Annotated in this window: 16 protein-coding genes, 1 pseudogene and 1 riboswitch; of the genes and pseudogenes, 11 read left to right on the top strand and 6 right to left on the bottom strand. The window is 71.1% G+C overall.

All coding sequences use genetic code 11. From position 1 onward, the window contains the following. Nucleotides 1-6: 6 nt before the first annotated feature. Entirely contained in the window at nucleotides 7-1,395 is a 1,389-nt protein-coding gene (locus ACFVXA_RS14700) for a trehalose-6-phosphate synthase (protein WP_362016801.1), read from the bottom strand. A 150-nt stretch (nucleotides 1,396-1,545) separates the two neighbouring features. Next, nucleotides 1,546-2,490, bottom strand: a complete 945-nt coding sequence (locus tag ACFVXA_RS14695) for a glucosyl-3-phosphoglycerate synthase (protein WP_362016799.1) — start codon at nucleotides 2,488-2,490, stop codon at nucleotides 1,546-1,548. Between the two features lie 190 nt (nucleotides 2,491-2,680). Continuing rightward, nucleotides 2,681-2,837, top strand: a riboswitch (SAM riboswitch). A gap of 17 nt (nucleotides 2,838-2,854) precedes the next feature. On the opposite strand from ACFVXA_RS14695, the gene thrC reads away from it, so the two are divergent. The 5 genes from thrC to ACFVXA_RS14670 all read left to right on the top strand — a co-directional run bounded on the left by thrC (nucleotide 2,855) and on the right by ACFVXA_RS14670 (nucleotide 8,643). Continuing rightward, nucleotides 2,855-4,135, top strand: coding sequence for a threonine synthase (thrC, locus tag ACFVXA_RS14690; RefSeq protein ID WP_389752510.1), 1,281 nt, complete (start codon nucleotides 2,855-2,857; stop codon nucleotides 4,133-4,135). Nucleotides 4,136-4,259: 124 nt separating this feature from the next. Next, the gene (locus ACFVXA_RS14685) at nucleotides 4,260-4,535 is read left to right on the top strand and encodes a ubiquitin-like small modifier protein 1 (RefSeq protein WP_362016795.1); all 276 of its coding nucleotides are present in this window, start codon (nucleotides 4,260-4,262) and stop codon (nucleotides 4,533-4,535) included. Between the two features lie 461 nt (nucleotides 4,536-4,996). After that, nucleotides 4,997-5,200 carry a cold-shock protein gene (locus tag ACFVXA_RS14680; RefSeq protein ID WP_005315736.1) on the top strand — a complete coding sequence of 68 codons (204 nt, stop codon included), beginning with the start codon at nucleotides 4,997-4,999 and terminating at the stop codon, nucleotides 5,198-5,200. Between the two features lie 385 nt (nucleotides 5,201-5,585). Further along, complete coding sequence (gene groL, locus ACFVXA_RS14675) at nucleotides 5,586-7,208, top strand: chaperonin GroEL (protein ID WP_362016792.1); 1,623 nt, start codon at nucleotides 5,586-5,588, stop codon at nucleotides 7,206-7,208. Between the two features lie 313 nt (nucleotides 7,209-7,521). After that, nucleotides 7,522-8,643 carry an NADH:flavin oxidoreductase gene (locus tag ACFVXA_RS14670; RefSeq protein WP_362016790.1) on the top strand — a complete coding sequence of 374 codons (1,122 nt, stop codon included), beginning with the start codon at nucleotides 7,522-7,524 and terminating at the stop codon, nucleotides 8,641-8,643. 30 nt (nucleotides 8,644-8,673) lie between these two features. Here ACFVXA_RS14670 and ACFVXA_RS14665 read toward each other — a convergent pair whose 3' ends face one another. Both ACFVXA_RS14665 and ACFVXA_RS14660 read right to left on the bottom strand, forming a co-directional pair. Further along, nucleotides 8,674-9,042 (bottom strand): DUF4031 domain-containing protein, encoded by a 369-nt coding sequence (locus ACFVXA_RS14665; RefSeq protein ID WP_383900672.1) that lies wholly within the window; start codon nucleotides 9,040-9,042, stop codon nucleotides 8,674-8,676. Continuing rightward, nucleotides 9,039-9,434, bottom strand: coding sequence for a hypothetical protein (locus ACFVXA_RS14660; protein ID WP_362016786.1), 396 nt, complete (start codon nucleotides 9,432-9,434; stop codon nucleotides 9,039-9,041). The genes ACFVXA_RS14665 and ACFVXA_RS14660 overlap by 4 nt, the downstream gene beginning before the upstream one ends. A gap of 56 nt (nucleotides 9,435-9,490) precedes the next feature. Here ACFVXA_RS14660 and ACFVXA_RS14655 point away from each other — a divergent pair, with 56 nt between their 5' ends. The 4 genes from ACFVXA_RS14655 to ACFVXA_RS14640 all read left to right on the top strand — a co-directional run bounded on the left by ACFVXA_RS14655 (nucleotide 9,491) and on the right by ACFVXA_RS14640 (nucleotide 13,594). Further along, nucleotides 9,491-10,417 carry a MurR/RpiR family transcriptional regulator gene (locus ACFVXA_RS14655; RefSeq protein WP_362016784.1) on the top strand — a complete coding sequence of 309 codons (927 nt, stop codon included), beginning with the start codon at nucleotides 9,491-9,493 and terminating at the stop codon, nucleotides 10,415-10,417. Nucleotides 10,418-10,546: 129 nt separating this feature from the next. Further along, the gene (gene murQ / locus ACFVXA_RS14650; RefSeq protein WP_362016782.1) at nucleotides 10,547-11,494 is read left to right on the top strand and encodes an N-acetylmuramic acid 6-phosphate etherase; all 948 of its coding nucleotides are present in this window, start codon (nucleotides 10,547-10,549) and stop codon (nucleotides 11,492-11,494) included. Nucleotides 11,495-11,510: 16 nt separating this feature from the next. Further along, nucleotides 11,511-13,010 carry a PTS transporter subunit EIIC gene (locus ACFVXA_RS14645; RefSeq protein WP_390025161.1) on the top strand — a complete coding sequence of 500 codons (1,500 nt, stop codon included), beginning with the start codon at nucleotides 11,511-11,513 and terminating at the stop codon, nucleotides 13,008-13,010. After that, the gene (locus tag ACFVXA_RS14640; RefSeq protein WP_362016778.1) at nucleotides 13,007-13,594 is read left to right on the top strand and encodes a hypothetical protein; all 588 of its coding nucleotides are present in this window, start codon (nucleotides 13,007-13,009) and stop codon (nucleotides 13,592-13,594) included. Before ACFVXA_RS14645 ends, ACFVXA_RS14640 begins: the two co-directional genes overlap by 4 nt. A 92-nt stretch (nucleotides 13,595-13,686) precedes the next feature. Here ACFVXA_RS14640 and ACFVXA_RS14635 read toward each other — a convergent pair. Both ACFVXA_RS14635 and ACFVXA_RS14630 read right to left on the bottom strand, forming a co-directional pair. Next, nucleotides 13,687-14,768 (bottom strand): annotated as a pseudogene (locus ACFVXA_RS14635) (GNAT family N-acetyltransferase). Nucleotides 14,769-15,028: 260 nt separating this feature from the next. Next, on the bottom strand, nucleotides 15,029-15,670 hold the full coding sequence (locus tag ACFVXA_RS14630; protein WP_384025192.1) for a hypothetical protein: 642 nt from the start codon (nucleotides 15,668-15,670) through the stop codon (nucleotides 15,029-15,031). Between the two features lie 44 nt (nucleotides 15,671-15,714). On the opposite strand from ACFVXA_RS14630, the gene ACFVXA_RS14625 reads away from it, so the two are divergent. Both ACFVXA_RS14625 and ACFVXA_RS14620 read left to right on the top strand, forming a co-directional pair. After that, nucleotides 15,715-16,389: a maleylpyruvate isomerase family mycothiol-dependent enzyme gene (locus tag ACFVXA_RS14625; protein ID WP_389745740.1), complete on the top strand. Its 675-nt coding sequence runs from the start codon at nucleotides 15,715-15,717 to the stop codon at nucleotides 16,387-16,389. A gap of 344 nt (nucleotides 16,390-16,733) precedes the next feature. Next, nucleotides 16,734-17,423, top strand: coding sequence for a copper homeostasis protein CutC (locus ACFVXA_RS14620; RefSeq protein ID WP_390025159.1), 690 nt, complete (start codon nucleotides 16,734-16,736; stop codon nucleotides 17,421-17,423). The last annotated feature ends 51 nt before the right edge of the window (nucleotides 17,424-17,474 follow it).

Here is a 17,474-nt window from a genome sequence, read left to right as displayed (position 1 = left end):
CCCGCTTCAGCGCTCCAGTTCGCGCAGCTGCTCCAGGAACCACTGGGCCGGCGGCAAGGCGGTCGCGGCGGCAGCCAGCCGCTTGGTGCGCTCGGCGCGCTCCCCGCCGGACATGGACAGCGCCTCGTGCAGGGCACGCGCCGTACCGATCACGTCGTACGGATTGACCGAAATCGCGTCCTCGCCCAACTCCTCGTACGCCCCCGCCTCCCGCGAGAGCACCAGCACGCACCCCGCGTCGGAGACGACAGGCACCTCCTTGGCGACGAGGTTCATGCCGTCCCGGATGGGGTTGACGAGGGCCACGTCGGCGAGCCGGTACGCGGCGAGCGAGCGGGCGAAGTCGTCCTTGACGTGCAGGACGACCGGGGTCCAGCCGGCCGTCCCGTACCGGGAGTTGATCTCGTCCGCGACGCGCTGCACCTCGGCGGTGTACTCGCGGTACACGGCGAGGTCCTGCCGGGACGGGTAGGCGAAGGCGACGTGCACGACGCGCTCGCGCCACTCGGGGTGGTCGTCCAGCAGCTGCCGGTAGGCCAGCAGCCCGCGCACGATGTTCTTGGACAGCTCGGTCCGGTCGACCCGCACGATCGTCTTGCGGCCCGCCCCGATCTGGTCCCGCAGCGCGGCCATGCGCTCGTCGACGTCCGTCTCGTGCGAGCGGCGCCGCAGGAAGTCCGCGTCCGCGCCGAGCCCGTGCACCCCGACCCGCGTGTCACCGAGGCCGCCGACGAGCTCCAGGCAGCACGCGGTGAACGCGTCCGCCCAGCGACGGGTGAGGAAGCCCAGCCGGTCCGCTCCCAGCATGCCGCGCAGCACCTGCTCGGCGATGTCGTCGGGCAGCATCCGGAAGTAGTCCACCGGCGCCCACGGCGTGTGCGAGAAGTGCCCGATCCGCAGATCGGGGCGCAGCTCGCGGAGCATCCCGGGGACGAGGGTCAGGTGGTAGTCCTGTACGACGACCACGGCGCCCTCGGCCGCCTCGTCGGCCAGCGCCCGGGCGAACGCGCGGTTGTACGTCTCGTACGACGCCCACTGGCGCCGGAACTCCGCGTCGAAGACCGGCTCCAGCGGTGTCTGGTACAGCATGTGGTGGACGAACCACAGCACGGAGTTCGCGATGCCGTTGTAGGCGTCGGCGTGTGTCCCGGCGTCGATGTCCAGCATCCGTACGCCGTCCTCGCCGACCCCGCGCCGCACCGCCTCGCGGTCCCCTTCGCCGAGCGCCGAGCACACCCACAGGGCGCCCGCGTCCGGCCCGATGGCGGAGAGGCCCGAGACCAGCCCGCCGCCACCGCGTTTGGCGTGCAGCGAGCCGTCCTCGCGGACCTCGTAGGTGATCGGGCCGCGGTTGGAGGCGACCAGGATCCGGTGGGCACCGTGCGTTGAAGCCATGCCTCGAAACCTAGCCCTCGGTCGAAACGCTCAAACGTTCCCGTCGGCCGTCTGCGAGCTCGTAGGCGATCCCCCGGCCAAGGGGAGCTGGTCACGCCCACGCGGCTCAGCCGCGTATGTCACAGCCCCGCGCCCCTGACGGGGCGTGTCCTACGCGGCCCTCCGTTTCACGTATTCGGAGATTTCCACCATCGGCGGACGTTCCTCCGTGTCCACGGAGTAGGTGCGCGGCTCGAAGCCCTCCTCGCCCCGCTCGAACTGCGTGAGCGACGGGCGGATGAGGTGCCCGCGGGCCAGCCGGAGCTGGGCGGTGCGGTAGATCGCGGCGGACATGCGGCCAAGGGCCTGGCCGTCCTGGTGGCGGTGCTTGCGCTCGCCCACGTCGACCTGGGCGAGCGCGTCGAGGCCCACCAGGTGCAGGGCGTCGACGAGCATGCCCAGCTCGACCCCGTACCCGACGGGGAAGGGGAGCTGTTCGAGCAGGGAGCGGCGCGCGGCGTACTCGCCGCCGAGCGGCTGGACGAAGCCGGCGAGCTGCGGCCAGTGCATGTTGAGCAGGGGGCGGGCCATCAGTTCGGTGACGCGGCCGCCCTGACCCGCGGCGCCGCCCAGCGGACGGTCGTACATCGCCTTGACGAGGTCCACGCCGGGCTCGGTGAGCAGCGGGCCCACGATCCCGGTGACGAAGTCGGACGAGAACTCCTTGAGGTCCGCGTCGATGAAACAGACGATGTCCCCGCTCGTCACCAGGAGCGACCGCCACAGGACCTCGCCCTTGCCGGGCACGGTCGGGATGCGCGGCAGGATCTCGTCCCGGTGCACGACCCGCGCGCCCGCGGCGGCGGCCACCTCGGAGGTGCGGTCCGTCGAGCCCGAGTCGACGACGACGATCTCGTCGACGAGGGGCACCTGTTGCATCAGATCGTGGCGGATGACCGCGACGATCTCGCCGACGGTCTCCTCCTCGTTGAGCGCGGGCAGTACGACGCTGACCGTCGACCCTGTGGTGCGCTTCGCGGCCATGAGCTGGTGGAGCGGGCGATCGGTCACGGACCAGGAGCGTGTGCTCAGCCAGCGCTCGACTTCCTTCAGCACAGTCTGCGGCTCCTCACTGTCTGATCACCCGGTGTCTCACGGTGTGATCCATCTCGCGGTTCGGACGACTATCTCAACTGTCCTGGCCTTCGGTTACAGTCTTGAACAACGCGGATGACCATCGCATTGCGTAGATCATCGGTGTAGATCATCGGCACTCATAGTGCTCAATAGTTCAACAACCGAATACCGCTCATCCAGAGGGGCAGAGGGATACGGCCCGTTGAAGCCCCGGCAACCCTCCAGCCGGTCTCGTACCGATCGATGTCGATCGCTCCGCGAGGCTCCCGGCTAGGGAAGGTGCCAAATCCGTCTCACGGCGAAGTGCGTCGTGAGGAAGATGAGGAGAAAGGGCCTCGCCTCCATGGCTGCGCAGACTGTTGCAAGCACCACGAACTCCGTCGATCTGGGTCCCGCCGCGGCTCTCTCGTGCCGCGAGTGCGGCCACCGCGTCCCGCTCGGACCGGTCTTCGCCTGCGAGGAGTGTTTCGGCCCGCTGGAGATCGCGTACGACTTCTCGGCCTACGAGACCGAAGAACTCCGCAAGCGCATCGAAGCGGGCCCCGCGAACATCTGGCGCTACGCGCCGCTCCTGCCCGTCCCCGCGGACGTCGCCGAGAAGCCGAACATCAACCCCGGCTGGACCAAGCTCGTCAAGGCCGACAACCTGGCGCGCGAGCTGGGCGTGACCGGCGGGCTGTATGTGAAGGACGACTCCGGCAACCCGACGCACTCCTTCAAGGACCGCGTGGTCGCCCAGGCCATCGAGGCCGCCCGCGCCTTCGACTTCACCACGCTCTCCTGCTCCTCCACCGGCAACCTCGCCGGTGCCGTGGGTGCCGCCGCCGCCCGCGCCGGCTTCCGCTCCTGCGTGTTCATCCCGCACGACCTGGAGCAGGGCAAGGTCGTCATGGCCGCGATCTACGGCGGCGAACTCGTCGGCATCGAGGGCAACTACGACGACGTGAACCGCTTCTGCTCCGAGCTGATCGGCGACCCGGCCGGCGAGGGCTGGGGCTTCGTCAACGTCAACCTGCGGCCGTACTACGCGGAGGGCTCCAAGACCCTCGCGTACGAGATCTGCGAGCAGCTCGGCTGGCGGCTCCCCGACCAGCTGGTCGTCCCGATCGCCTCCGGATCCCAGCTCACGAAGATCGACAAGGGTCTCCAGGAGCTGATCAAGCTCGGGCTCGTCGAGGACAAGCCGTACAAGATCTTCGGCGCCCAGGCCGAGGGCTGCTCGCCGGTGTCCGTCGCCTACAAGGCGGGCCACGACGTCGTACGGCCGCAGAAGCCGAACACCATCGCCAAGTCGCTCGCCATCGGCAACCCGGCCGACGGGCCGTACGTGCTCGACATCGCGCGGCGTACGGGCGGTGCGGTGGAGGACGTCGACGACGAGCAGGTCGTCGACGCGATCAAGCTCCTCGCGCGCACCGAGGGCATCTTCGCGGAGACCGCCGGTGGCGTGACCGTCGGTGTCACCAAGAAGCTGATCGAGAACGGGCTGCTCGACCCGACGCTCACGACCGTCGTCCTCAACACGGGTGATGGTCTCAAGACGCTGGACGCGGTGGCCGGTACCGGGCTCACCGCGACCATCCGTCCCAACCTGGAGTCCTTCCGCGAGGCTGGTCTCGCTTAAGCGTTTCGCCGCGGGCCGGTGGGGGCTGGTCGCGCCCATACGGCGGAGCCGCAGCTGTCACAGCCCCGCGCCCCTGACGGGGGCGCTCCACAGCCGTAGACCATCAGACCGGAGGTCGTACCCCATGAGCGTCAACGTCCGTATCCCCACCATCCTGCGCACCTACACGGGCGGGCAGGCCGAGGTGAGTGCCGAGGGGGCGACCCTCGCCGAGGTCATCGAGAACCTGGAGAAGAACCACACGGGCATCGCCGCGCGCGTCCTGGACGACCAGGGCAAGCTGCGCCGGTTCGTCAACGTGTACGTCAACGACGACGACGTGCGGTTCGAGCAGGGGCTGGAGACGGCTACGCCCGACGGTGCGGGCGTCTCGATCATCCCGGCCGTGGCCGGCGGCTGAGCGGCGCCGACGCCCGTCACCCAGGGTGAGATTGTTACCGTAGGTAACGCTCATTACCAAGAGTTCATCGAATTGCCCTCTCCGTGAGAGAAACGGAGGGGGCAATTCTGCATGGTTGAGCGCGGTACAGTTGGGGAAGCTGCTTCGCTTTTCATGCCGGACGCATATGAGTACCTGTGCGACACCCGATAAGAAGTAGCCAATGTGCCCCATGTCTTTGAGCCGTTTATGGCATTTACGGGGCCCGACTTGCCCTGAATCTTCGCAAATTCTCCGCATATTCCCGATCGGTCGTGCCCAGAATTCTCGTCCGATTGACCTGTTGCAGACGGCAGTTGGACAGATACATTCAGCCGCGGTCGACGCGTTCCGGCGCACACCCCCAACCGTTGGGGGGTGAGGTCTGACCCGGATCCGCGAAGTGTGGATCTGTGCAAGGGCCAGTAATAGGGGAGTTAGGCATGGCTCAGGGCACCGTCAAGTGGTTCAACGCGGAGAAGGGGTACGGCTTCATCGCGGTCGACGGTGGTGCGGACGTCTTCGTGCACTACAGCGCGATTCAGATGGACGGCTACCGCACCCTTGAAGAGGGTCAGCGAGTGGAGTTCGAGATCTCGCAGGGCCAGAAGGGTCCGCAGGCGGACATGGTCAAGCTCGCCGTCTGATCCGGCGCGAACGGCCAACGACGCACTCACGCCGAGGGGTCCGCATCCCACCTGGGATGCGGACCCCTCGTGCGTTCCCCGGCCCGCTTCCGTTCGCGTCCCCGGGCCCGCCCCACTCGCGTCCCCGGGCCCGCCCCACTCGCGTTCCCGGACCCGCCCCGTTCGCGTTCCCGGACCCGCCCCGTTCGTGAGAGGCGCTTGCACTCGCAGGGGTCGAGTGCTAATCATTGGCGTTAGCACTCTCCCAGTGAGAGTGACAGAACTTGGATCGGGCCGGCGAGGCCCGCAGGCCGGTGGGGCAAGGAACCACAGGGCTTGCAGGCCGTCCGTCGCGGGCGCGGGCGCGATCCGGAGCAATCCACCCCGTCCGGGAGGACCACTTCACATGGCCAAGATCATCGCGTTCGACGAGGAGGCACGGCGCGGTCTCGAGCGCGGGATGAACCAGCTCGCCGACGCCGTCAAGGTCACCCTTGGCCCCAAGGGTCGCAACGTCGTCCTCGAGAAGAAGTGGGGCGCCCCCACGATCACCAACGATGGTGTTTCCATCGCCAAGGAGATCGAGCTCGAGGACCCGTACGAGAAGATCGGCGCCGAGCTGGTCAAGGAAGTCGCCAAGAAGACGGACGACGTCGCCGGTGACGGTACGACCACGGCGACCGTCCTCGCCCAGGCGCTGGTCCGCGAGGGCCTTCGCAACGTAGCCGCCGGCGCCAACCCGATGGCCCTCAAGCGCGGTATCGAGAAGGCCGTCGAGGCCGTCTCCGGTGCCCTGCTCGAGCAGGCCAAGGATGTCGAGACCAAGGAGCAGATCGCTTCCACGGCCTCCATCTCCGCCGCCGACACCCAGATCGGCGAGCTCATCGCCGAGGCGATGGACAAGGTCGGCAAGGAAGGCGTCATCACCGTCGAGGAGTCCCAGACCTTCGGTCTGGAGCTGGAGCTCACCGAGGGTATGCGCTTCGACAAGGGCTACATCTCGGCGTACTTCGCCACCGACATGGAGCGTATGGAGGCCGTCCTCGACGACCCGTACATCCTGATCGCCAACTCGAAGATCAGCAACGTCAAGGACCTGCTGCCGCTCCTCGAGAAGGTCATGCAGTCCGGCAAGCCGCTGCTGATCATCGCCGAGGACGTCGAGGGCGAGGCCCTGTCGACCCTGGTCGTCAACAAGATCCGTGGCACCTTCAAGTCCGTCGCCGTCAAGGCCCCGGGCTTCGGTGACCGCCGCAAGGCCATGCTCGGCGACATCGCCATCCTCACGGGCGGCGAGGTCATCTCCGAGGAGGTCGGCCTCAAGCTGGAGAACGCGGGTCTGGACCTGCTGGGCCGCGCCCGCAAGGTCGTCATCACCAAGGACGAGACCACGATCGTCGACGGCTCCGGCTCCGCCGACCAGGTCGCCGGCCGGGTCAACCAGATCCGTGCCGAGATCGAGAACTCGGACTCGGACTACGACCGCGAGAAGCTCCAGGAGCGCCTGGCGAAGCTGGCCGGCGGCGTGGCCGTCATCAAGGCCGGTGCCGCCACCGAGGTCGAGCTCAAGGAGCGCAAGCACCGCATCGAGGACGCCGTTCGCAACGCGAAGGCGGCCGTCGAGGAGGGCATCGTCGCCGGTGGTGGCGTGGCCCTCATCCAGGCCTCCGCCGTCTTCGAGAAGCTGGAGCTCGAGGGTGACGAGGCGACCGGCGCCAACGCCGTGAAGCTCGCCCTGGAGGCCCCGCTCAAGCAGATCGCCGTCAACGGTGGTCTCGAGGGTGGCGTCGTCGTCGAGAAGGTCCGCAACCTGCCCATCGGTCACGGCCTGAACGCCGCCACCGGTGAGTACGTGGACATGATCGCCGAGGGCATCATCGACCCGGCGAAGGTGACCCGCTCTGCCCTGCAGAACGCCGCCTCCATCGCCGCGCTGTTCCTCACCACCGAGGCCGTCATCGCCGACAAGCCGGAGAAGGCCTCCGCGGCCGCTCCGGGCGGCATGCCGGGCGGTGACATGGACTTCTGATCGACCCCGGTCGATCACCGTCCTTTCGTTCCGAGGGCGGCACCCTTCCTCACAGGGAGGGGTGCCGCCCTTGGGCGTTCGCGCCCTCATGGAGTTCCGCTCACGGCGTTCCCCTCGCGAGGTTCCCGTCAGGCAGGGGCCCTGAGGAGTGTCCGGGATCACAGGACCCGGCGGGCGGACGGCGGAATGCCGCGACGGATGGGCCAGTTGACGTTGACGGACGGTTGATGCACATGCACATACCGTCCGGAATCCACCGTCCTGCACGACGTCCGATCGCCCCCGTGATCGCCCCCTCCGAGGAGCCCCCTACGTGACTGCCACCGCCGCCTCCCGCGCAGCCGAGATCCTGTCCCGCCCCGTCTCCCTGAACGGCCTGACGGTCCCGAACCGGATCGCGATGGCCCCGATGACCCGGCAGTTCTCGCCGGGCGGCGTACCGGGCGAGGACGTGGCCGGGTACTACGCCCGCCGCGCCGCCGCGGGCGTGGGCCTGATCGTCACCGAGGGCACGTACGTGGGCCACGAGTCGGCGGGACAGAGCGACCGCATCCCGCGCTTCCACGGCGCGGAGCAGCTGGCGGGCTGGGCGAAGGTCGCCGACGCCGTGCACGCGGCCGGCGGCACGATCGTGCCCCAGCTGTGGCACATCGGCATGGTGCGCAGCGCGGGCGAACCGCCGTTCGCGGACGCCCCCGCCGTCGGCCCGTCCGGGCTGCGCATCAACGGCACGGCCGGTGAGGGCAAGGAGATGACCCAGGCCGACCTGGACGACGTCGTCGCGGCGTTCGCCGAGGCCGCCGCCGACGCCGAGCGCATCGGCTTCGACGGCGTCGAACTGCACGGCGCCCACGGCTACCTCATCGACCAGTTCCTGTGGGCGGGCACGAACCGCCGCACGGACGCGTACGGCGGTGACCCGGTCGCCCGTACGAAGTTCGCGGCGGAGATCGTCGCCGCGGTCCGCGCCGCCGTCTCGCCCGACTTCCCCGTCCTCTTCCGCTACTCGCAGTGGAAGCAGGAGGCGTACGACGCCCGGCTCGCCGAGACGCCGGAGGAGCTGGAGGCGATCCTCACCCCGCTCGCCGCGGCCGGTGTGGACGCCTTCCACGCCTCCACCCGCCGCTACTGGGTCCCCGAGTTCGACGGCTCCGACCTCAACCTCGCGGGCTGGACGAAGAAGCTGACGGGCAAGCCCGCCATCACGGTCGGCTCGGTCGGTCTGGAGGGCGACTTCATCAAGGCCTTCCAGGGGGAGGGGTCGGCGGTGAAGAGCATCGACGACCTCCTCGACCGCCTGGAGCGCGACGAGTTCGACCTCGTCGCCGTGGGGCGCGCCCTTCTCCAGGACCCGGAGTGGGCGGCGAAGGTCCTCGACGGCCGCTTCGGGGAACTGGCGGCGTACGACACGACGGCGCTGCGCACGCTCAGCTGACCGCCGGGCGGGTTTCGTCCCCCTCCGCCGCTACCCGTTCCCTGACCGGGGGCTGCCGCCCTCGGGCTCGGGCACAGGTGTGAACGGCCGCGTCCTCGAACGCCGGAGGGGCTGGAGATTCTCAGCCCCTTCGGCGGCGGCGGAACCCTTCCGCCGCCGCAGCCCCGCCCCGTGCAGCAGCCGCACCACCTCGCGGCTGCTGACCCGCACCGCGCCCGCGCGCACCGCGTCCTCGTACCGGTGTGCCGGGATGTCGTAGTGGTCCCGCTCGAAGGCCCGCGGCGGGGCGCCCAACTCGGCGGCGAAGGCGTGCAGTTCGTCGTACGAGACATCGCTGATCAGGTGGGACCACAGCCGGCCGTGCCCCGGCCAGGTGGGCGGATCGATATAGACGGTCACGAGGACGGTGCCTCGCCGGTCGCCGCGCCCAGGGAGCCCACGGACGCGACCTTCACCCCCGCCTTGTGGCACACCCAGTGCGGATCGGGCCCCAACTCGGGCTCGACGTCCAGCGCGTGCGGGTCCCCGGAACCGCAGACGGGGCACAGCGGCCACCGTCCGTACCGCTCCAGCAGGGCGTCCTGTACGTCCTGGGCGACGAGCCCGGCGACGAATCCCGCGCCCTCCGGCCACTGCTCGACCCACCACCGGCGCTGCACCACCGACTCCTCCACGAGCGAGACGACGTCCGCCTCGGCGACCTCGCCGGCGATCAGATCGGCGAGTACCAGGGCGCGCGCCGCGTGCAGGGCCTGCTCCAGGGGGCTGATGGGGTCGTCGGTGGGGTCCATGTCCCCATTGTGCGCACCCTTGACCGTCCACCCCAAAGGAAAATATCTTTCAGTACGTGACCCATGACGTGAAGGAAATTTTCGCGGGGGAGGCGCCGCCCGCCCCCGCCGCCCTCGCGGCCAAGGTGCGGACCCTCGCCCCCTCGATGACCCGCTCCATGCAGCGGGTCGCCGAGGCCGTCGCCGGCGACCCGGCCGGCTGCGCGGCCCTCACGGTCACCGGCCTCGCCGAGCTCACCGGCACCAGCGAGGCCACCGTCGTGCGCACCGCCCGGCTGCTCGGCTACCCGGGGTATCGGGACCTTCGGCTGGCGCTCGCCGGGCTCGCCGCCCAGCAGCAGTCGGGGCGCGCGCCCGCCGTCACCGCCGACATCGCGGTCGACGACCCCATCGCGGACGTCGTGGCGAAACTCGCGTACGACGAGCAGCAGACCCTCGCGGACACCGCCGCGGGGCTCGACACCGTACAGCTGGGGGCGGCGGTCGCCGCGCTCGCCGCGGCCCGCCGTATCGACATCTACGGCGTCGGGGCGTCCGGTCTGGTCGCGCAGGACCTCTACCAGAAACTGATGCGCATCGGGCTCATAGCCCACGCGCACAGCGACCCGCACCTCGCCGTCACCCACGCGGTGCAGCTGCGCGCCAAGGACGTGGCGATAGCCATCACGCACTCCGGCTCGACCGGTGACGTCATCGAACCGCTGCGGGTCGCCTTCGAGCACGGGGCGACCACGGTGGCGATCACCGGCCGCCCGGGAGGACCGGTCACGCAGTACGCGGACCACATCCTCACCACGTCCACGGCCCGCGAGAGCGAGCTGCGCCCGGCGGCGATGTCGTCGCGCACCAGCCAGCTCCTGGTGGTGGACTGTCTGTTCGTGGGGGTCGCCCAGCGGACCTACGAGACGGCGGCACCCGCGCTGTCCGCCTCGTACGAGGCACTGGCGCACCGCCACACCCCGCGCGGCGGCGGACACCGCTAGCACGCACCCGCGCACGGATCATCGACCTGCTCAACGACCTGCTCATCGACCTGCTCAACGTCTTACTCAACGGGGCCTACTTCTCGCAGCATCGAACGTCGTCGTACGCACCGAAAAGAGCCCTCCTCCATGACCTCAACCGCCGACGCCTCCTCGCACCTCCGTGGCCTGAAGGCCGAGTTGGAGACACTGACCACCGAGGCGTTCCGCCCCGAACTCGCCGAGATCGACCAGCTGGCCACCCTGGAGATCGCGAAGATCATGAACGGCGAGGACGCGACGGTGCCGACGGCCGTCGCCGACCGGCTGCCGCTCATCGCCGCCGCGATCGACGACATCGCGGACCGCATGTCCCGCGGCGGCCGCCTGATCTACGCGGGCGCCGGCACCGCGGGCCGCCTCGGCGTGCTGGACGCCTCCGAGTGCCCGCCCACCTTCAACACCGACCCCTCCGAGGTCGTCGGCCTGATCGCGGGCGGCCCCACCGCCATGATCACCTCGATCGAGGGTGCCGAGGACTCCAAGGAGCTGGCGGCGCAGGACCTCTCCGGGCTGGGGCTGACCCCCGACGACACGGTGGTCGGCATCTCCGCCTCCGGCCGCACCCCGTACGCCATCGGGGCCGTCGAACACGCCCGCGCTCGGGGGGCGTTGACGATCGGCCTGTCGTGCAACGCGCGTAGCGGGCTGGCCGCGGCGGCCGAGCACGGCATCGAGATCGTCGTCGGCCCCGAGCTGCTGACGGGCTCCACCCGCCTCAAGGCGGGGACCGCCCAGAAACTCGTCCTCAACATGCTCTCGACGATCACGATGATCCGCCTCGGCAAGACGTACGGGAACCTGATGGTCGACGTACGCGCCTCGAACGAGAAGCTGCGGGCCCGCTCCCGCCGGATCGTGTCCCTGGCGACGGGCGCCTCCGACGAGGAGATCGAGCAGGCCCTCGCCGCCACCGACGGCGAGGTGAAGAACGCCATCCTGATCATCCTGAGCGGCGTGGACGGCCCCACCGCGGCCCACCTTCTGGAGGAGAGCAGGGGCCACTTGCGCGCGGCGCTGGCGGCGACGGCCCACTGACCAGCACTCTCGGGGAGTGCGCACAACGAACGCCTCGATCGCCGCGGCGATCCTCCCCCTGGTCGGCGGCCCCGCCAACGTCACGTCCGCGGCCCACTGCATGACCCGCCTCCGCCTGGACCTGCGGGACCGGTCCCTGGTCCAGGAGGAGGCCCTCAGGGCGCTGCCCGCCGTGCTCGGCGTGGTCGCCGACGACGACACGTACCAGATCGTCCTGGGCCCGGGCACCGTCGCCCGGGTGACCCCCGAGTTCGAAGCCCTCCTGGCCGGCGCGAGCACCGCCGAACAGCTGGCCGCCAGGGGCGCCGAGTTGAAGGCGGCCCGGCGACAGCGCAACACCACACCCGTCAAACTGCTCCTGCGCCGCATCGCGAACATCTTCGTCCCCCTCATCCCCGCCCTGATCGGCTGCGGCGTGATCGCGGGTCTGAACGGCCTGCTGGTCAACCTGGGGTGGCTGGGGACGATCACCCCCGCCCTCGCCGCCGTCGCCGCCGGTTTCATCGCGCTGATCGCCGTCTTCGTCGGGCACAACACGGCGAAGGAGTTCGGCGGCACGCCCGTCCTGGGCGGCGCGGTGGCGGCGGTCATCGTGTACGCGGGGGTGGCGAAGGTGACGGTGTTCGGGATGACGCTCGCGCCGGGCCAGGGCGGGGTGCTCGGCGCGCTGGCCGCCGCCGTCCTCGGCACATACGTCGAGAAGTGGTGCCGCGGCTGGGTCCCGGAGGCCCTGGACGTCCTCGTCACCCCCACCCTGACGGTCCTGATCGCGGGCCTGGTGACGCTCTACGCCCTCATGTACGCGGCGGGCGAGCTCTCGACCGCCATCGGCACGGCGGCGAACTGGCTGCTGGCCCATACGGGCGTCTTCGCGGGCCTGATCCTCGGCGGTCTGTTCCTCCCCCTCGTCATGCTCGGCCTGCACCAGGCCCTGATCCCCATCCACACCACCCTCATCGAGCAGCAGGGCTACACGGTCCTGCTGCCCATCCTGGCGATGGCGGGCGCGGGCCAGGTCGGCGCGGCCGCGGCGGTGTACGTCCGCCTGCGCCACGACACCTCCATCCGTACGACGATCAAGTCGGCCCTCCCCGCAGGCCTTCTCGGGGTCGGCGAACCCCTGATCTACGGCGTCTCGCTCCCCCTCGGCCGCCCCTTCGTCACGGCGTGCGCGGGCGGAGCGGCGGGCGGCGCCTTCGTCGGCTTCTTCTCCATGCTCGGCGACAAGGTCGGCTCCTCGGCCATCGGCCCCTCGGGCTGGGCCCTGTTCCCGCTGCTCTCCGGAAACCGGGGCCTGGCCCTCACGGCCGCCATCTACGCGGGCGGCCTGCTGACGGGATACGTGGTCGGCTTCGCGGCAACGTACTTTTTCGGCCTCACAGGTCTTACCGGTCTTCCCGAGCCCACCGGCCCCGCCGACTCCCCCGGCTCCGTCGGTCCCGCCGGCCTTACGGACCCTGCCGACCCTGCCGACCCTGCCGGGTTGTCAGTGGCGCGTGCGAAGGTGGAGCCATGAACCACGCACAGCTGACCGCCCTGGGGCGAGCCCTGCGCCTGCTCGGGGAGCACGGCGACGCGCTGACCGCCGACACCCCCGACGCGAAGCTGCACGAGGTCAAGGCGGATCTCAAGCGGGCGCTGGACCTCCTCGACGAGACGGTGACGACGGCCGCGCCCACCACCCGCTGCTCCGAGCACCCGAACGGCCCGGTGGACGAGGGCGCCGCCGACCTCTGCCTGCTCTGCGAGACCCGCCGCCGCGCCGCCCGCCGCACCGAGGTCAACGACGCGTACGGACACGGCCGCCCCGCCGGCCCGGACGAGTCCCCCGAGCGCACGATGTCCCGTTACGGCGTGCGCGGCGACCGCCCGCAGCCCCAGCAGCGCTGGCTGCCGGAGGTGTGGACCGGCCAGGAGTGGCAGCTGTGCGGCACCCCCCGCCGCGACCGCCACGAGGCCGAGCGCTACCTCGCCGCCGAGCGCCGCACCCCCCGCCCCGGCATGGCCTACCGCCTGATCCACGAGTTCACCGATTACGAGGTCCTGCGCATCTGGGGCACCCCGGTCAAGGTCGACATCGAACCGATGGGAAACCTGTGAGGCGCTGAAGCGTTCTCACGACGGCCGCCGCTCCCGGGCGGCCGTCAGCCGTCGGGACAGGCCTCGGCGGACCCTCACGCCTCGGCGGACCCTCACGCCTCCCGGGCGTACAGCTGGAGTGAACGGTCCATGCCGTGCAGCTCGTACGCGTACTGCTCCACGTCCTCGCTCACCCGCGTGAACCCGGCGCGGGAAATGACGCCCTGCGACGGGGTGTTGGCCCGGTCGACGGCGGCCAGGAGGAGTTTGACGTCGTCGCGGGCCAGCGCCCAGGCGGCGAGGGCGCGCAGAGCCTCGGTGGCGTAGCCGTGACCGCGGGCGTTCTCCGCGAGGTCGTACCCCACCTCGGCGCGCCCCTCCTCGTCGGGGGCCCCGTGGAAGCCCATTCCGCCGACCGCGCGCCCGTCCTTTCGCCGTACGAGCACGAACACCCCCCACTCCGGCCGGTGCACCCCGCCCTCGTATGCCTTCAGGACCATTCCGGCGGCGTCCCGGGTGCCCTCGAACGGGCCGCCCTCGATCCACTCGAAGCCGCCCGTGCCGCCCGCCCGCAGGTCGGCGGCGGCCGCAGGGGTGACCCCCTGGAGCGTGAGCCGCTCGGACTCGATCACCAGGTTGTTGGACCAGCGCCACTCGGTGACCGGGGCGCGGCCGGGCAGTTCGCCGCGCCCGGTCGCCCACAGGAGGGTGCGCCAGGGGGAGGGCCCGGGCCGGACGTGCGGAAAGATCCGGGTGAGGACGCCCTCGCAGAGCGCGGCCGGGGGTTCGTAGGTGAGCTGGAGTCCCTCGGCGATGTCGTGCGTGTGCAGCAGGACTTCGGCGATGCCCATCGCGGCGAACCCCTCCCGGTTCGCGCTGCGGAACGGGTACGGATGGAAGGCCCGAACCTCCCGGGGCGTCGTCCGCACGACGGCGGCGAACAGCGCGGGCCGGTCGTCTCGATCACGTCGACGACGCCCGTGTTGTCCGTGCCGTCGTCCATCACGATCTCGAAAGGCACGTACGCCGTGGTGGCCCGCCCGGCCAACTGCCCCGCGTACGCGATGAGATCACTGGAGATGTGCTCGGCGGTCCGCCGGCAACTCCACTCCAGACGCCCCGCCCTGACGCCGTCCCAGTCCCGTCCGGCCGCGGTACGCAGCAGCGCCACGCTCCCCGCGACGGCCTCCGCCACCTGGTCGCCGCCGAAGTCCCCGCCCATGTGCCGGCCCCCGCCCGTGCTCATGTCCCCGTCCCCGCTCATGTGCCCGTCCCCGCTCATGTCCCGGTCCCCGTCCCCGCCCGTGTCTCCCATGCGGGCGAGGATAGGGCGCATCATGCTTCCGTACGTACGGATTTGTTCGCGGCGCCCGCAGGCAGCCGGCGGCCACCCGGCGGGAACCCGGCGGCCGGGTGAGCGGCCGGACGACGTGCGTCAGGCGTCGTCAGGCATCATCAGGCGTCGAGCAGGTCCAGTTCGCCGCCGATGTTCAGGCGCGCCCGCCGCTCCCACTCCCGTTCGCCGTACGGCGTCCTGAACAGCCGTGGCAGGTCGAGGAGTTGACGCAGCACGGCCGCCCGTCCCCGGCGGAAGGCGTCGTTCGGGACGAAGGCGTACTCCTGGCGGACGGCGACGGTGTAGGCGGCGTACGTCTCCGGGGACGAGGCCAGGATCGCCAGGTCGGCGTCGCACAGCACCTGGCCGTTGCGGTCGCCGTCGGCCGGGGCGTGGGTGACGGTGAGGCGGACCAGCCGGGCGACCTCCGCGGTGTCCTCGTCGGACACCCCGGCCTCGCGGAGCGCGCGTTCGGCGAGGTGGGCCGACCGCTCCTCGTTCTCGGAGCGGTCCGGGAGGTACACGGCGTCGTGGAACCAGGCGGCCAGCCGCACCAGGTCCGGATCGTCCGCGTACTCCTCCAGCACGTCGACGCGGTCGAGGACCGCCGTGAGGTGCGCGAGCGTGTGATAGCGGCGCTGCGGCTCCTGCCAGCGGGTGAGGAGATGGTCCGCGTACGGGGCCGGGTCGGGGCCCCCGGGGGAGCGGACCCCCTCCAGTGCACGGTTCCAGCGGCTGCGCAGCGCGTCGAGGTCGGCCATGGGTTCATTCTCCTCCGCCGGGTACAGGCCCTAGCGTGGAACACATGACGAACCCCGCTGATGTGCACGAAGAACGGGACCCCGAGCTGCCGGGGCTGCTGTTGACCGTTGAGCGTGACGCGCTGGTACCGCTGTTGCGCGGCCGGCCGGAGGAGGACTTCGCGCTGCCGACCGCCTGCCCGGGGTGGACGGTCCGGCATGTGCTCGCGCACTGCGGGGCCGCGCTGACCCGCGTGGTGGAGAGCCGGTTCGAGAAGGGGGTGTTCTCACCCGAGGCGAACGACCGCGACATCGCCGAGCGGGCCGACTGGTCCGTGACGCAGATCGTGGACGAGCTGGAGCGCGGGATGACCGAGGCGGGCCCGGCGATCGCCAAGGCCGGCGGGGTCCTCGACCCGGTCGCGCTCGGCGAGTGGGTGCACGCCGGCGATGTCCGCGAGGCCTTCGGGGAGCCCGGGGCGTACGCGGGCCCGGGGCTGCCGTACGCGCTCACCCTGCTCGCGCGGATCAGCCGGAAGAAGGGGCATGTGCCGCTGCACGCCGACCTCGACGACCTGGACGAGCCGCTGCGGTTGGGAGGCGTGTCGGGGGAGCGGACGCCGGCCCGGTACATCGGGGATGCCGCCACGCTCGTACGGCTCTACGCGGGGCGGCCGCTGGACGGTACCCGGTACGAGCTCGCGGGTGCGGCGGAGGAGGAGCTGACCATCTTCGGCTGACGGGTCGGCCGGGTCGGCCGTGAGGTTTTCGTCGCGCGGTTCCCCGCGCTCCTGTCAGGGGCGCGGGGAACCGTGCGCGACAAGCCCGAACCGTGCGCGACAAGCCCGAACCGTGCGCGACAAGCCCGAACCGTGCGCGACGAGCCCCGACCGATCCGCAGCCGACGAACAACCCACCGCGGCCTCGGGCGGGGCCCCGGAAGGATGGGGACGGGCAGGCGCGGCGGGAGCGGGACTCACCCCCGCCCGCACCACGGCCTGGGGCGATCTTGTCGCGGCGGCGGCCCCCACCGGCGTACGCTTAGATTGGACTAGACCTGTAGCCGCCCAAGGGAAGAGGTCCCATGAGTAAGCGCGCAGTCCTGGAGGTGATCGCCCTCGGCGTCGAGGACGCGGTCGCCGCTGAGGCCGGAGGTGCGGACCGGCTGGAGCTGGTCACCGACATGGCCGCGGACGGGCTCACCCCGCCCGTGGAGACCTTCGCCGGGATCCGCGCCGCCGTCGACATCTCGCTGCGTGTGATGCTGCGGCTGACGGACGGGTTCGCCGCGGGGGACGCCGACGGGCTCGTGCGCGTCGCCGGGGAGATGCGCACGGCGGGGGCGGACGAGTTCGTCCTGGGGTTCCTCGACGAGCACGGCGGTCCCGACCTCGCCGTCGTGGAGCGGATCGTCGCCGAACTGGACGGCTGCCGCTGGACCTTCCACCGCGCGATCGACCGCGCCGCCGACCGCGACGCCCTGCGCAAGCAGCTCGCGGACCTGCCCGGCCTCGACGCCTACCTCACGGCCGGGTCCTCCGCGGGCGTGGACGACGGCCTCGCCGTCCTCGTCGCCGAGGCCGCGCGCCGCGGCGAGCCCGGTTACGAGCCGCGGATCATGGTCGGCGGCGGACTCCGCCTCGACCACGTGCCCCGCCTGCGTGCCGCCGGTATCGACGCCTTCCACATCGGCGGCGCCGCCCGCCCGGGTGGCTGGACGGCCCCCGTCTCGGCGGACGCGGTGCGGGAGTGGCGGGCGGCCCTGGACGCGTAGGCAGGCCGAGGGCGAGAGAGGTCAAGGGGAGGGCGGGAAGGGGGCGAGGGG

Origin of the sequence: Streptomyces sp. NPDC058246 (assembly GCF_042881985.1) — a bacterium.
GTDB lineage: Bacteria > Actinomycetota > Actinomycetes > Streptomycetales > Streptomycetaceae > Streptomyces.
This window is presented reverse-complemented; position numbering and strand designations above follow the sequence as displayed.